14 protein-coding genes and 1 pseudogene are annotated in these 13,793 nt (G+C 61.7%); 6 read left to right on the forward strand and 9 right to left on the reverse strand.

What is annotated here, in order from left to right; translation table 11 throughout:
- Positions 1 to 5 precede the first annotated feature (5 nt).
- Positions 6 to 896 (reverse strand): proline iminopeptidase-family hydrolase, encoded by an 891-nt coding sequence (locus tag FHX10_RS09740; protein WP_097543971.1) that lies wholly within the window; start codon positions 894 to 896, stop codon positions 6 to 8.
- A gap of 128 nt (positions 897 to 1,024) precedes the next feature.
- On the opposite strand from FHX10_RS09740, the gene FHX10_RS09745 reads away from it, so the two are divergent.
- The 4 genes from FHX10_RS09745 (at position 1,025) to FHX10_RS09760 (ending at position 4,769) form a co-directional block, all read left to right on the forward strand.
- A complete protein-coding gene (locus FHX10_RS09745) occupies positions 1,025 to 1,822 on the forward strand; it encodes a helix-turn-helix transcriptional regulator (RefSeq protein ID WP_047613206.1) in 798 nt (265 codons plus the stop codon).
- 64 nt (positions 1,823 to 1,886) lie between these two features.
- A complete protein-coding gene (locus FHX10_RS09750; RefSeq protein ID WP_097544072.1) occupies positions 1,887 to 2,789 on the forward strand; it encodes a proline iminopeptidase-family hydrolase in 903 nt (300 codons plus the stop codon).
- 82 nt (positions 2,790 to 2,871) lie between these two features.
- Entirely contained in the window at positions 2,872 to 3,729 is an 858-nt protein-coding gene (locus FHX10_RS09755) for a helix-turn-helix transcriptional regulator (RefSeq protein ID WP_097544071.1), read from the forward strand.
- A gap of 101 nt (positions 3,730 to 3,830) precedes the next feature.
- Positions 3,831 to 4,769 carry an NAD(P)H-binding protein gene (locus FHX10_RS09760; protein ID WP_063476160.1) on the forward strand — a complete coding sequence of 313 codons (939 nt, stop codon included), beginning with the start codon at positions 3,831 to 3,833 and terminating at the stop codon, positions 4,767 to 4,769.
- A gap of 16 nt (positions 4,770 to 4,785) precedes the next feature.
- Here the strand turns inward: FHX10_RS09760 and FHX10_RS09765 are convergent, their stop codons facing one another.
- Complete coding sequence (locus tag FHX10_RS09765; RefSeq protein WP_063476161.1) at positions 4,786 to 5,694, reverse strand: acetamidase/formamidase family protein; 909 nt, start codon at positions 5,692 to 5,694, stop codon at positions 4,786 to 4,788.
- 161 nt (positions 5,695 to 5,855) lie between these two features.
- The gene (locus FHX10_RS09770) at positions 5,856 to 6,473 is read right to left on the reverse strand and encodes an outer membrane protein (RefSeq protein ID WP_047613209.1); all 618 of its coding nucleotides are present in this window, start codon (positions 6,471 to 6,473) and stop codon (positions 5,856 to 5,858) included.
- A gap of 403 nt (positions 6,474 to 6,876) precedes the next feature.
- On the opposite strand from FHX10_RS09770, the pseudogene FHX10_RS09775 reads away from it, so the two are divergent.
- Together FHX10_RS09775 and FHX10_RS35560 are read left to right on the forward strand one after the other, a co-directional pair.
- A pseudogene (locus FHX10_RS09775) lies at positions 6,877 to 7,569 on the forward strand (protein-L-isoaspartate(D-aspartate) O-methyltransferase); the annotation flags it as partial.
- A gap of 33 nt (positions 7,570 to 7,602) precedes the next feature.
- On the forward strand, positions 7,603 to 7,842 hold the full coding sequence (locus FHX10_RS35560; protein WP_409527291.1) for a YetF domain-containing protein: 240 nt from the start codon (positions 7,603 to 7,605) through the stop codon (positions 7,840 to 7,842).
- Positions 7,843 to 7,877: 35 nt separating this feature from the next.
- Here the strand turns inward: FHX10_RS35560 and FHX10_RS09780 are convergent, their stop codons facing one another.
- The 6 genes from FHX10_RS09780 to FHX10_RS09805 form a co-directional block, all read right to left on the reverse strand.
- On the reverse strand, positions 7,878 to 8,642 hold the full coding sequence (locus tag FHX10_RS09780; RefSeq protein WP_047613211.1) for a FadR/GntR family transcriptional regulator: 765 nt from the start codon (positions 8,640 to 8,642) through the stop codon (positions 7,878 to 7,880).
- Positions 8,643 to 8,727: 85 nt separating this feature from the next.
- Complete coding sequence (locus FHX10_RS09785; RefSeq protein ID WP_097622809.1) at positions 8,728 to 9,792, reverse strand: four-carbon acid sugar kinase family protein; 1,065 nt, start codon at positions 9,790 to 9,792, stop codon at positions 8,728 to 8,730.
- On the reverse strand, positions 9,789 to 10,781 hold the full coding sequence (locus FHX10_RS09790; protein WP_097544702.1) for an ABC transporter ATP-binding protein: 993 nt from the start codon (positions 10,779 to 10,781) through the stop codon (positions 9,789 to 9,791). The genes FHX10_RS09785 and FHX10_RS09790 overlap by 4 nt, the downstream gene beginning before the upstream one ends.
- Positions 10,781 to 11,788, reverse strand: a complete 1,008-nt coding sequence (locus tag FHX10_RS09795; RefSeq protein WP_047613216.1) for an ABC transporter ATP-binding protein — start codon at positions 11,786 to 11,788, stop codon at positions 10,781 to 10,783. The genes FHX10_RS09790 and FHX10_RS09795 overlap by 1 nt, the downstream gene beginning before the upstream one ends.
- Complete coding sequence (locus FHX10_RS09800) at positions 11,785 to 12,744, reverse strand: ABC transporter permease (RefSeq protein ID WP_047613218.1); 960 nt, start codon at positions 12,742 to 12,744, stop codon at positions 11,785 to 11,787. Before FHX10_RS09800 ends, FHX10_RS09795 begins: the two co-directional genes overlap by 4 nt.
- A gap of 2 nt (positions 12,745 to 12,746) precedes the next feature.
- Complete coding sequence (locus FHX10_RS09805; protein ID WP_047613496.1) at positions 12,747 to 13,703, reverse strand: ABC transporter permease; 957 nt, start codon at positions 13,701 to 13,703, stop codon at positions 12,747 to 12,749.
- Between the last annotated feature and the right edge of the window lie 90 nt (positions 13,704 to 13,793).

A 13,793-nucleotide genomic window follows, 5' to 3' on the forward strand; every position in this document is an offset into this window, starting at 1 on the left:
CTGCATCAGTGTGCCTCGTGCCGGGCGAGAAAATCGAGAAGCGCCGGATAATAATCCTGCGGGTTCTCATAGAACGGCATATGGCTGGCATTGGCAAATACCTTCAGCTCGGCATTCGGCAGCGCAAGCTTCATCCTGAGCGCACAGGCCGGCGTCAACTCGTCATGCTCTCCCGTCGTGATGAGCACCGGCAGCGTCAGCCGCGGCAGATCGGGGATGCGGTTCCAGTCCTTGAGGTTGCCGATATAGAGAAACTCGTTCGGTCCCTGCATCGTCTCGTAGGGCGCCATGTTCCAATCGTCGAGCGAGCGGCGCACCGGCGCTGGCCATTCCGGCAGACGGCAGACGTGGCGGTAGTTGAGGATGGTGACGGCGGCGAGATATTCCGGATGATTGTAGGTGCCCTGCGCCTCGTGTTTCTGCATCATCGATACGGTTTCGGGACCGAGTGCTGCACGCAGCCGTTCCAGCTCCGAGATCAGATGCGGCATGTCGGCGACGGTATCCTCGAGAATCAGCGTCTTCAGGTTCTGAGCGTAAGTCAGCGCATATTCGATCGCCAGCCACCCGCCCCAGGAATGGCCGAGCATGTGGACCTTACCGAGCCCCAGCGCCTTGCGCACCGTTTCCGTCTCCTCGACATAACGGCCGATTGTCCAGAGCGAGAGATCGTCCGGCCGGTCGGAAGCGCCGGTGCCGAGCTGATCGAAAGCGACGACACGATAGCCCTTGTCGACGAGACAGGAATGCGCCTCGCGCAGGTAATCGCAGGGCAGACCCGGCCCGCCGTTCAGGCAGAAAACCGTCTCACTGCCGGCTCCGAAACTGTAAGCAACGATGCGATAACCATCGACATCGATCTCGAATCGCTCGTCCGGCTGTATTTCACGCCACATTGATCGCTCCGGCAGAAGGTTTCACTTGCTCAATATTTGGGCGTGGTTATTTTTTTATCGTAAATCGCGTTCCGTGCCAGCTATAAGAAGTGATAGGGTAGGGCGCCACGTCGAAACTGGAGCAGCCCGTGCTTGACGATATCGGAACGATCAGAGCGCAGTTCACAGCGCATGAAACGCTGGACGGCCGGATCGATCAGGCCTTCGAGGCGATGAAGCAGATCGGCTTCGAGGCGCTGATCTACGACTACACGCCGGTGCCCTACGATCTCGACGGCGCGATCATGATACCGTCGCTGCTGAAGCTCAGGAACATTTCCGACGACATGCACGACTACTGGTTCAATCAGGGCTATTTCCGTATCGATCCGGTGCAACAGGTGGCGCTGCGCACCTCCGCACCCTTCTTCTGGAACTACGACCCGGACGCCGACACGCTGATCAGGGGTTTCATCAACGAGGACACGGCGCCGGTGACGCGCTATTTGAGCGAACGCGACATGTCGACCGGCGTCACCGTCCCGGTCCATATGCCACGCGGCGACTATGCGACGGTCACCGGCATCCGCTTCGGCGGTAACGACGAGTTCGAACGGCACGCCCTGCGTTATATCGCCGACTTCAACCTGCTGGCCCACGTCTTCCATGAGAGCGCCTATACGCTTTTCGACACGCGGGCGAAAAGCGTCGGCACGATCCGGCTGACCGAGCGGGAACGCGAATGCCTGCGCCATTCGGCGGAAGGTTATTCCGCCAAGGAAATTTCCCGCATCATCGATCGTTCCGTGCCGACCGTCGTCATGCATCTGAACGCCGCGGCCAAGAAACTCGGCGCCCGCAACCGCACCCAGGCCGTGGTGCGCGCCACCCATTACCGCCTGCTCGAAGACCGGCCGACTCATCATTGGCCACCCTATAACTTGTGATAGCTGCCTTCACCGTTGCCGCCGCGTTATGCTTTTTTCATACGGCCAAGAGATGGAGACGCCCGTGGGCGAAGTCACGACCAAAGAAGCCTATTTGCCCTTTCGCGACTATCGCACCTGGTATCGCGTCACCGGTTCGCTTGTCAGTGGCAAGCTGCCGCTCGTCGTCGCCCATGGCGGACCCGGCTGCACCCATGATTATGTCGATTCCTTCAAGGATATCGCCGCTCTCGACGGCCGCCCGGTCATCCATTACGACCAGCTCGGCAATGGCAATTCCACCCGCCTTCCGGAAAAGGGTCCGGATTTCTGGACGGTCGGCCTGTTCCTCGAAGAACTGGATGCGCTGCTTTCCCATCTCGGCATTCAGGATCGTTATGCCTTTCTCGGCCAGTCCTGGGGCGGCATGCTCGGCGCCGAACATGCGGTGCGCCGGCCTGAAGGCCTGAAGGCGCTTGTTATCGCCAATTCGCCGGCCAACATGCACACCTGGGTTTCGGAGGCGAACCGGCTAAGGCAGGAACTGCCACAGGAGGTGCAGGACACGCTGCTGAAGCATGAGCTGGCGGGAAGCCTCGCCGATCCGGACTATATCGCCGCCTCGCGCGTCTTCTATGACCGCCATGTCTGCCGCGTGGTGCCGTGGCCGCCTGAAGTGGCGCGCACCTTCGCGATCATGGACGAGGACAATACCGTCTACCGCAACATGAACGGCCCGACCGAGTTTCACGTCATCGGCACGATGAAGGACTGGACGATCGAAACCAGGCTCGACCGCATCGAGGCCCCGACGCTGCTGATCTCGGGAAAATACGACGAGGCGACACCCCTGGTGGTAAGGCCCTATCTCGAACACGTTCCCGGCTGCGAATGGGTGCTCTTCGAAAATTCCAGCCATATGCCGCATGTCGAGGAAAAGCAGCTTTGCCTGACGACCGTTTCCACTTTCCTGTCACGGCACGATTGAGAACTCACCCAATCCGCTTCTTGCCGCGGAAATGACGCTTGGGATAGTCTCCGTCCCATTCGAAAGCGAATGGGACGGACCAATGAACGATCATCCGCAAGCAGGAAGCGCGACCATCCTTGCAACGAGCAGGGGGCGTGGCTGGCGCGGCTTGGAGGCCGAGCTGCTGCGCATTCCGCCCGGCCGCACCCATATTGCAGGGACACCCTATCATCGCCTCGGAATCCACGTCGGCCGACCTGTGCGAGCGCAATGCCGCTGTGACGGGCGGGAGCATCGCCGGCTGCAGAAGCATGGCGATATCGATGTGGTGCCAGCCGGCCTGGATGGCTTCTGGGAGGACGACGGCGAATGCATGATCCTGCGGCTGAAGATCAACAAGGATCTCTTCAATCAGGCTGCCATCGACCTCGGACGCGATCCCGCGGAAGCGATGGCGCCGAAATTTCAGCTCCGCGATCAGCGACTCGAGGCAATCGCCTGGGCCTTGAAAGCGGAGCTCGAAGCGGACGAGCCGTCCGACCATCTCTATGCCGATACGCTGGCAACAGCCTTGGCGCTCCGTCTGGTCGAGGCCGGCAGCGGCAGTTCTCGCCCGGCGGATGCCGGTAGAGCGCTCTCGCCCCGGCAGAAGCGGATACTTACCGACTACATCGAGGACAATCTCGACGCGCTGCTTTCGCTTGCCGAACTTGCCGGTCTTGCCGGACTCAGCCTCTCGCACCTGAAGACGCAATTTCGAAATAGTTTCGGCATACCGCCGCATCAATATGTGATGCAACGCCGGGTCTCGCGCGCCGAGGCATTGATTCGGACCTCCGGCCTGCCGCTGAGCCAGATCGCGCTGGCGGCAGGCTTTGCGCATCAAAGCCATATGGCAAACAGCATGAAGCGGCTGCTCGGCATCAGCCCAGGCACTATCGCCCGCTTGGTCAATTGACGAAAAATGGCCGATCCTGCAACGGATCGGCCGAATGCGCAGGCCAGATCCACGACATCAAGGCATCCTCTTTCGATAGCGAACAAGCGAAGGAGAGAACCATGTTTGTCATCTTCGGCGCCACCGGCAAGGTCGGCAAGGCAACGATAACAAAGCTTTCGGCCGAGGGCGCACCCGTCAGGGCGGTGCTCCGTGATCCCGGCAAGGCTGCACCATTTGCAGCACTCGGATGCGAGATCGCCATTGCCGAGATTGGCGATGCCGATGCCATGGCCGGCGCGATGAGGAATGCGACGGCCGTCCAGCTCATCTGCCCAATCAATCCGCATGCTGCCGATGCCAGACGCCAGATGCTGCGATCAATCGAGCGGATGGCGGACGCGATCGACGCCGCCAGGCCGCCGCGCGTCCTGGCGATCTCGGATTACGGCGCACATCTGACGATCGATACCGGCATTACCAGCCTGTTCCGTGCGATGGAGGAACGGTTCCGGCAATGCGCTACCGAGATGGTCTTTCTGCGCTCGGCCGAACATATGGAAAACTGGGCACGCTACCTGAAGATCGCTGGCGAGACCGGCATAATGCCGAGCATGCACCAGCCGCTATCGCGGCCTTTCCCGACAGTCTCCGCCGCCGATATTGGCGGTATGGCAGCCGACCTTCTGCTGGCCGGCGAGGAACATGGACATTCGCCGCGTATCGTCCATGGCGAGGGGCCGCGCGAATACACGGCGCTCGAGATCGCTGCGGCCTTGGGGCGGTTAATGACCCGGAGCGTCGTCGCACGCGAACTGCCGCGTGCCGATTGGCCGGCAACGCTGACGCGCGCAGGACTTTCGCACAATTACGCCGATCTGATCGTCAGGCTCGCCGATGTGCACAATAGAGGCCTGATCGGAGTGGAAGCCGGCGTCGGCGAAATCCGCCGCGGCCGCACGGACCTTTCCGCTGCTTTTGAACTGTTTCTTCCCAATGCTCCGCGGGCTGAGGTAGTCGATCATGTCAGGCGTGGAGAGGAGTCCAACCAGGGATGGTAGGTTCCGATGATCTCTATCAGCCGACCAGCCATTTCTTGGCGACACGGCAGGCCATCGTATAGGCCGGATCGAAGACATTGCCGACATCGTAACGCACCACCTGGCCGAGCAGATGGCTGGCCGCCGTCCTGTCCAGGCCATAGTCCGATGCCAGCCAGGCCAGCATTTCGCTGGTCGCATGCTGGAGCGCCTGATCGAGGGGCCGGGCGTTGCCGATGGTGAAGATGTCGTCGGCGGTTTCCCCGCGCGGCCAGACCAGGCCGGCTTTCTTCTCCACCGTCAGCCGCACCGTGACTTCGAACGTCGTCTCGACGCCGGTTCCGACGATCTCGCCATCCCCCTGTACGGCATGGCAGTCGCCCAAAAAGAACAAGGCGCCGGGCGCCGCTACCGGGAAGCGGACCGTGGTGCCCGGGCCGAACAGCCGATAATCCATGTTGCCGCCATATTCGCCGCTGGTCGCAGTCGATATCGCCTGGCCGAGGCTGGGCGCCACGCCGAAACAGCCGATCATCGGGGCGAGAGGCAGAACGAAATTTTCGAGGCCGGAGACGGGCTCGGAAAGCCGGACGGTCAAGGCCTCGCGGTCGATGGCCCAGATGGCGACATCGCGCGGCGGCAGGTCGCGAACCGCCTCGGGATCGACGACATTGGCCGCGACGACGCTGCCGGTAAAACCCGTATCCCTGGTCGGGGTCATGCTGATGATCTCGACCTTCAGGGCATCTCCGGGCTCAGCCCCTTCGACGAAGATCGGGCCGTTCATCGGATTGCCGCCAGATGCCTGCTTGATGCCAGCCTTGTCATGCCCGGCGGCATCAAGCGTCTCGGTAATGACGGTATCGCCGTCGGCGATATGCAGGGCCGGCTGAAGAGAGCCGATGACATTGTGAAAGCTTGTCGGAATGAAGCGGTGCGTGGTCATGAGAATACAGCTCTCGCTCGTTTCGAATATCAGGAGCCTGCGGCTGGACTGCCCGGCGGAGAGAGTTCGAGACTAGATCAGAGATTGCCTGCAATGCCAATATTCGCACACCAGGAGATGATCACGCCTCAACCGATGTCGAGGCGTAATCGGATCGACGTTCAGAATTTGAAGCTGGTGCCGACCGTGACCTTTTGCTGATTGACCTCGAAATCGCCAAGCGCCGAGCCGAAATCCTTGCGTCCGAAGTCGTCATAACGATATTCGGCGCGCATCACTATATTGTCGGTCAGGGCATGTTCCACGCCGCCGCCGGCTGTCCAGCCGATCAGAATGTCGTCCTTCTTGCCAACGCCGGGCACGTCGACTTCTCCACCGGCCGCGGCCAAACCTCCGGTTCCGTAGATCAGCGTACGGTCCAAGGCATATCCCACGCGCCCGCGCGCCGAGCCGTCCCATTTGAGGGAAACGTCGCTCCCGTCCTTCCAGTTGTAGTTGAAGTCATTCTCGATACCGAAGACGAAGGGACCGTGCTGGAAATTATATCCACCATAGATACCCGTCGAACCTCCATCCAGATCCTGCTCGGAACCGTTGAGATAGCTCGCATGTGTCGAGGTGTATCCGCCTTGAAGCCCGAGATAAAATCCCGACCAGTCGAAGGCCGACTGGGTCTGTGCCTGCTGGATGTAAGCGGGATCTTGAACCACGGCATCGGCGGCAAAAGCCGGCACGGCCGAGAAAGCCACGGCGGCCAGCGTGATTATCTTTGTGTACATTAAAGTGCCTCGTCATTTCGATGATTGGAAAGGGCGTCAGCAAACCGGCAAGTCGGCTGGGAGCGATGCATTATGCTGCGGTTCGGTGTTGCGGTTTGCGCTTTATTGTTGCGATATGTTGTGACGGGGAGCGTCTTGGAACGCGGGGCGGACGCGCGCGATTTAATACAAGCTATTGTAATTTAAAATATATTTTAGTTCCATAACATGCATTATGCAACTTTTGCATGTAGCGGGGTGGATTCAAGGATGAAGTGCGACCCATCGGGTGTCGCTTCACCCGCGCCCTCGCCGCTTGCCAAAATCTGCTCCGCGCAGGAACTCCCTCGTCGCCCATTTGTTTTACAGTCTGCACCACCCGGACGTTTGCCCAAGGTGCAATCGGCGACAGTGGAGCTGATCCGTGGACATGACGCGCATCCGAGAACGCATGGTGGAGCACCAGGTGTCAGGTCGTGGTATTCGCGATCAAAACGTCACCAGGGCAATGCGCCTGGTGCCGCGCGAAAAATTCGTCGCTCCAGGCTTCGAGGAATTCGCCTATGAGGATGCGCCGCTGTCGATTGGCGAGGGCCAGACAATTTCGCAGCCGTTCATCGTGGCTCTCATGCTCGAAAAGGCCGATCTGGATGCCGGCGACAAAGTGCTCGAGGTCGGAACGGGCTCCGGCTATGCTTCAGCCCTGATGAGCCGGATAGCAGGCCACGTCTATTCCATCGAGCGCCATGAAAGACTGGCGCTTCAGGCCAAGGAACGCTTCGAGAAGCTGGGATACGACAACATTGACGTTCGCGTCGGCGACGGCAGCAAAGGGTGGGCGGAAGCCGCTCCGTTCGATGCCATTATCGTTTCTGCGAGTGCACCCGAGGTGCCAACCGCCTTGAAAGAACAGCTGACCCTCGGAGGGCGGCTGATCATTCCGGTCGGACGTAGTGAAGCGCAGCGCCTGAAACGCCTCACCCGTACCGGGGCCAGCGCCTTCGAGAAAGAGGATCTCGGCGGGGTGCGCTTCGTTCCCTTGATCGGCGAAGGCGCCTGGACTGCTACGCATCCGATGTACACGGCAACGGCCCCGTCATCACCGGGAACTTTTGCGTCCGCGCTGACACTCTTTACGACCGACATCGGCCTGTCCTACGTCAAGAGGTGGTGGCCTCGCGCAGCTCATATCATCGATGGCGTTCCGACCGTTCTGGTGACGGATGGCGTCTACGACGAACGCGCGCTCAAAGGAGCCCGGCTGCAGAAGGAAGATGTCATGCAGGCAGCGCGAAGCCAGGAAGGTATCGAGAGCGTGACGGAGATAAAATTTGCCATCCTCGAAGTGAGCGGCAACATCAGCATCATCAAGAAGCAGAAATCCGGCTGACTCATTTCGAGCGGTTAGCCGCCTGGGAATGCGCTTCAGAAGGACAGGTCGAGCACCCTGCCTTCGAACAGGCGGTCCCGGGAGCCTTCGAGATGCGCCTTCATCAGCCTCTGCGCATCGTCAGGCCGGCCATCGGCGATCGCCTTGTAGATGGCGTTGTGCTCTTCATAGACCTGTTCCAGCCCCTGGCGCGGGCCGAGCAGGGAGAGGCCGTGGAGATGCATGCCGACGGCGATATGGGCCTTCAGCGCATCGATCGAGGCCGTGTAATAGTGATTGTTGGCGGCTTCGGTGACGGCACGATGGAACATGAAATCGGCGTCGGTGCGGTGAAGCTGATGGCTGGTCGCTTCACGCAGATCCGCAAGCGCGCTGGCGATCTTCTGGATCGCCTGCTCATTGCGGCGCTTGGCAGCGAAATAGGCGGCCGCCGGCTCGATCGTCAGGCGGAATTCGTAACAGCGCTGAATATCGGCGATCGTCTTGACTGGCGAATAGGCAAGCTGCGTCGTCGGCGATCCATGCGCGCTGACGAAAGTGCCGGCGCCCTGCCGGGCATAGACCATGCCCTGATCACGCAGGCGCGCCAGCGCATCGCGGACGATCGGCCGCGACACACCCAGCATCGAGGCAAGCTCATGCTCGCCGGGAAGGCGTGAATCCGGCGGATAGTTTCCGCCGCGGATACGCTCGAGCAACTGGTCGAAGACGCGATCGACCAACTTGACGGCCTTGCCGCGTTCCGGCTTGCCCGGCGGGCCGGCTTCCGCGTTCAAAGATTCGCCATTCACTTCAGCCACGTCATTCTCCCCGGCGGTATCTTACTAGAGCATGATGCCGAAAAGCGTGAGCCGTTTTCGGACGACATCATGCTCTCATCCTGTTCTATGCCGCCCGATTCCAACGAACCAGTCTTAGCAAACTATCGGGCTTGCCGAAGCCCCCGGACTTCACGGCGCACCGAAAATGCCGACCATCGGTGGCCGTGACATCGAACCATGGCACGCCGGCTTCGATCTCGCCCTTCGGGGCGAGCACCCTGACCCCGAGCGCATGGAAAACAGCAAGCGCCGTGTCGCCACCCCCGAGCATCAGCATGTCAGGCCCAGTATCGTCGATAACCGTTTTGACGCCTGCCGCAAAACGGTGGGCGACCAGTGTTGTATCGGCTGCCATATCGCCGGAGCAGCGCAGCAGCGCCGGCAGCGCCATGCCCTCCCCGCCTTCGATCTCCCCCATCGGCGCGTCCACCACCATGCGCAGAACGCCCGAAGCTTCGAGCCGGTCCATCTGGGCTATGGTAATCGGGTCGCGCGAGCCGAAGGCAAATAGCGTACGTGGGGTCGCTGCAAATTCCGGCATTGGCTGTCGCTCCTCTTCGCCAAGCCGGCGGGCAAGTGCGGCGCCGAGACCCCGGGCGCCCACCGCAAGTGTCAGCCGCCAGTCATGATCGGCAACGATCTGGTCGAGATCCATATCGTCCTCCGCATCGGCAACGGCAACATTGCCCGCGCGGCCCTTGAACAGATCGGCGATCGGCAGCGGCCCGTCGACGCCGCGGCCGACGACGCAGCCCCGGTAGGTCACGCGCTCCTGATCGGGAATGGCGGGCGCCACGAGAATGGTCTCCAGGCCGAGCACCTCCGCCAGCGCCAGGCTTTCCGCCGCGACATTACCCTTCAACCGGGAGTCGATCTTCTTCATGACGATATCAGGCTTTGCGCCGCGAAGCGCCCCAGTCGCGTGGCGCACCCTCTCGGCAGCTTCGCGCTCGCCAATGGCGCGCGATGCGGTATTGACGACGACGACATCACAACCGGTGGCGACCGCATCCTGAGCAGCCTCGACATCGACGGCGACCGAAACCGAGAGGCCGGCTTCGACGAAGGGCGTGCCGGTATCGAGCGCACCCGTCAGATCATCGGCGATGATAACGGCCTTCAGCGTCATGCGGTCTGTCCGGTGTTGACGGCGTGGCAGGCGACGAGATGGCCGGGTTTCGCCTCCTTCCACGCGGGAATGATTTTGCTGCAGACATCCATGGCGATCGGGCAGCGCGTGTGGAAACGGCAGCCCGACGGCGGGTTCAGCGGGCTCGGCACGTCGCCCTGCAGGATCTGGCGCTGACGCGTGCGCTCATGCTCCGGATCGGTATCCGGAACGGCCGACAGCAGCGCTTTGGTATAGGGGTGCAGCGGATTGTCGAAGAGTTCCTCGCGGGTGGCAAGTTCGGCCAGCCGCCCAAGATACATGACGCCGACGCGGGTGCTGATGTGGCGCACCACGGCGAGGTCATGGGCGATGAAGAGATAGGTCAGCCCATATTTCTCCTGCAGATCCAGCAGCAGATTGATGATCTGTGCCTGGATCGACACGTCGAGCGCCGAGATCGCCTCGTCGCAGACGATGAATTTCGGCTGGCAGGCGAGCGCGCGGGCGATGACGACGCGCTGGCGCTGGCCGCCGGAAAGCTCGTGCGGGTAACGTTGGGCAAATCGCTTGGGCAGGCCGACATCGGTGAGCAGCGTCGCCACCCTCTCCTTCAGCTCCGCCTTGGTGCAGAGCTTGTGGAAGAGGATCGGCTCGCCGATCGCTTCGCCCACCGTCATGCGCGGATTGAGCGTCGAATACGGATCCTGGAAGACGATCTGCAGGTCGCGGCGGAAGGGCCGCATCTGCTTTTCGTCGAGCGTCGCGAGATCCTGACCCTTGTAGACGACCTTGCCGCTGGTCGCCTTGTAGAGGTTGAGGATGGTGAAACCGGTCGTGGACTTACCGCAGCCGGATTCACCGACAAGGCTCAGCGTCTCGCCTTCCATGATGTCGAGGTTGACATTGTCGAGCGCATAAACGGTCGCCGAACGCTCCCCGAAGGCGCCGAGCTTGACGTGGAAATGCTTGACCAGGTTTTCGACCTTGAGCAGCGGTTCGGCACCCATCATGCGGCCTCCTGCATTCTCTGGACGACGAAACAGGCGGCGCGATGATTGCTGCTGCCGCTCAGCGGTTCGAGTTGCGGCACCTTCTCGTGACAGATGTTTTCCACAAGCGGACAACGCGGCGCAAACGGGCAGCCCTTCGGCCGGCGGCCAGGCTCCGGCGGCGTGCCGCCGATCGAGCTCAACCGGCTTGCCGGCGGGTCTGACAGTTTCGGGATCGAGGACAGCAGACCGCGCGTATAGGGATGGCTCGGGCGGGCATAGAGTTCGTCGACCGGCGCGTCCTCGACCACGGTGCCGGCATAGAGCACGGCGACGCGATCGACGAGGCCGGCGATCAGCGCCAGGTCATGGGTGATCCAGACCACCGACATGCCGAGCTTGGCGCGCAGATCCTTCACCAGATCAACGATCTGGGCCTGGATGGTGACGTCAAGCGCCGTCGTCGGCTCATCGGCGATCAGAAGTTTCGGGTTGCAGGCAAGGCCGATCGCGATCATCACCCGCTGGCGCATGCCGCCGGAAAGTTCGTGCGGATAGGCCTGCAGGCGCTCCTCCGGGCCGGGAATGCCGACCAGGCGCAGAAGCTCGACAGCGCGCGTGCGGGCTTCGGCCTTTTTCATGCCGCGGTGGTAGATCAGCGGCTCGCAGATCTGGTCGCCGACGCGCATGACGGGATTGAGCGAGGTCATCGGATCCTGAAAAACGAAGCCGATATCGCCGCCGCGCACCTTGCGCAGCTCTCGATTGGACATCGTCTGCAGGTCGCGCCCGTCGAACGTCGCCGATCCCCTGGTGACCTTGATCTTGTTCGGCAGCAGCCGCATCAGGCTCAACATGGTCAGGCTCTTGCCGCAGCCGGATTCGCCGACGACGCCGAGGGTCTCGCCCTTGTCGACATGGAGATCGATGCCGTCGACGACGACGGCCGGGCCGTTGCGGCCGTCGATTTCGACGGTAAGGCCTCTGACATCGAGCAGGCGGTCGGTGCTTTTGGTGTCCATCATTTGCTGCCCCGCGGATTGAGCGCGTCGTTGAGGCCGTCGCCGAGGAAGCTGAAGGCAACCGAGGCAAGGCCAAGCACGGCCGCCGGAGCGGCGAGAAGATGCGGATAATGCTGCCAGACGCGAAGCCCGTCCGAGATCATGTTGCCCCAGCTGGGCGTCGGCGGATTGACACCCACGCCGAGGAAGCTGAAGGCGCTTTCCAGCACCATCGCCGTGCCGAGACCGGCGCTGACCGAGACGATCAACGGCCCCAGCGCATTCGGAATGACATAACGCTTGATGATGATCCAGTTCGACAGGCCGAGCGCCTGGGCCGCGGTGATATAGGGCCGGCTGCGGATCGACAGCACCTGGGCGCGGACGAGACGGGCATAGGGCGGCCAGGAGATCAACGCCATCGACCCGAAGACGAGGATGAAATCCACCCATATCGTCTGGCGGTAGAAGGGATTGAGGGTCTCGAGGTAGCGCGCCTCCATCCATTTGCTGATCGGCGATTTCAGCGAGGCGTTGATGACGACGACGAGCAGCAGGTTGGGAACCGACATCGTCACATCGGTCAGCCACATGATGGCGCGATCGAAGGGATTGCCGAAGAAACCGGCCACCGCGCCGAGCGTGAGGCCGATCACCACCGCGAAAAAGGTGACGATGACGGCGACGAGGAAAGCGGTGCGCGTGCCGAAGACCACACGGCTGAAGACGTCGCGGCCGAGATCGTCGGTGCCGAAGAGATGACTCATCGACGGCAGTGCGTTGCGGGCGTTGAGGTCCTGGCTCAGATAGTCGTAGGGCGTGAGATAGGGCCCAAAGATCGCCGTGAAGGCGAGGATCAGGACGACGACGAGGCCGAAGATGGCAAGCTTGTTGCGCTTCAGCCGGTACCAAGCGTCGCGCCAGAGGCTGACCGGCGGCTCCTCGATGGTTTCAGCGGTGGAAAGAGGGACGGCGGACATGGTCAGCGGCTCCTTCTTGAATCATTGGCACGTGGATCGAGCAGCGGGTAGAGCACATCCACCAGCAGGTTCGACACCATCACCAGGAACGATCCGATCAGCGTGATCGCCAGAATGACCGGATAATCGGAATTGATCAGCGCCTGTACGGTCAAGCGGCCGAGGCCCGGCAGGCCGAAGACGAGTTCGACGAAGATCGCGCCGTTGACGATGGTGATCATGATCAGGCCGAGCTGGGTGACGACGGGTGTGAGCACCGGCCGCAGGATGTGGCGCAGCGCCACGACGATCTCGGGCACGCCCTTGGCGCGGGCGGTCCGGACGAAATCCTCCGACAGCACCTCGATGACGGCAGCACGCGTCTGGCGCACGATCAGCGCGATCGGCTGGAAGGACAGGACGAGCAGCGGCAGCAGGATGCGGACATCGAATATGCCGCCCCAGCCATAGGGCACGCTCGCACCCGGCAGCAACACGATGAGGCCGACCATCAGCAGCGGGCCGGCGACATAGGCCGGGATCGCCCAGAGGAAGAGCGCCGAGCCCAGAATGGCATAGTCGATGCGCGAATTCTGGTTCAGCGCCGCGATCATGCCGAGCGGAATCGCAACGACGGCCGTCAGGATGATCGAACAGAGGGCCAGCTGGAAGGAGACGGGTGCAGCCGCCGAAACCATTGCCCAGACGGAGCGGCCCGAGGTCAGCGAATTGCCGAACTGGCCGTGCAGCAGGTTCCAGATGTAAAGGCCGAACTGTTCGATGAAGGGCTTGTTGAGGCCGGCACTTTCGCGAATGGCTTCGATGCGCTGCGGATTATAGGCGACATCACCGGGCGCGCGCAGGAAGATCAGCTTGATCGGATCGCCGGCGCCATAGAAGGCCAGCGCATAGACGGCCAGCATTACCACCAGAACCGACGGAATCCAGATGGCAAACCGGGTTAGCACGTAGCGCAGCAAGGCCACCTCCCACCTGTTGTTCGATGCGTTCCCGCTTTTGGCTGCGATCGCATCTCTTCTTCTTGAAACTTGCGCGAAGGCCTTGCAGCC

It is taken from the genome of Rhizobium sp. BK591, from assembly GCF_014195045.1.
Classification (GTDB): Bacteria; Pseudomonadota; Alphaproteobacteria; order Rhizobiales; family Rhizobiaceae; genus Rhizobium; species Rhizobium anhuiense.

Bases quoted from the DNA above. Each gene is read 5' to 3' on its own strand.
- FHX10_RS09760 (WP_063476160.1), top strand. From the start codon at position 3,831: ATGTTTGTCATCTTCGGCGCCACCGGCAAGGTCGGCAAGGCAACGATA.
- FHX10_RS09765 (WP_063476161.1), bottom strand. From the start codon at position 5,694: ATGACCACGCACCGCTTCATTCCGACAAGCTTTCACAATGTCATCGGC.
- FHX10_RS09770 (WP_047613209.1), bottom strand. From the start codon at position 6,473: ATGTACACAAAGATAATCACGCTGGCCGCCGTGGCTTTCTCGGCCGTG.
- FHX10_RS09800 (WP_047613218.1), bottom strand. From the start codon at position 12,744: ATGTCCGCCGTCCCTCTTTCCACCGCTGAAACCATCGAGGAGCCGCCG.
- FHX10_RS09790 (WP_097544702.1), bottom strand. From the start codon at position 10,781: ATGGGTGCCGAACCGCTGCTCAAGGTCGAAAACCTGGTCAAGCATTTC.
- FHX10_RS09755 (WP_097544071.1), top strand. From the start codon at position 2,872: ATGAACGATCATCCGCAAGCAGGAAGCGCGACCATCCTTGCAACGAGC.
- FHX10_RS09740 (WP_097543971.1), bottom strand. From the start codon at position 896: ATGTGGCGTGAAATACAGCCGGACGAGCGATTCGAGATCGATGTCGAT.
- FHX10_RS09795 (WP_047613216.1), bottom strand. From the start codon at position 11,788: ATGATGGACACCAAAAGCACCGACCGCCTGCTCGATGTCAGAGGCCTT.
- FHX10_RS09785 (WP_097622809.1), bottom strand. From the start codon at position 9,792: ATGACGCTGAAGGCCGTTATCATCGCCGATGATCTGACGGGTGCGCTC.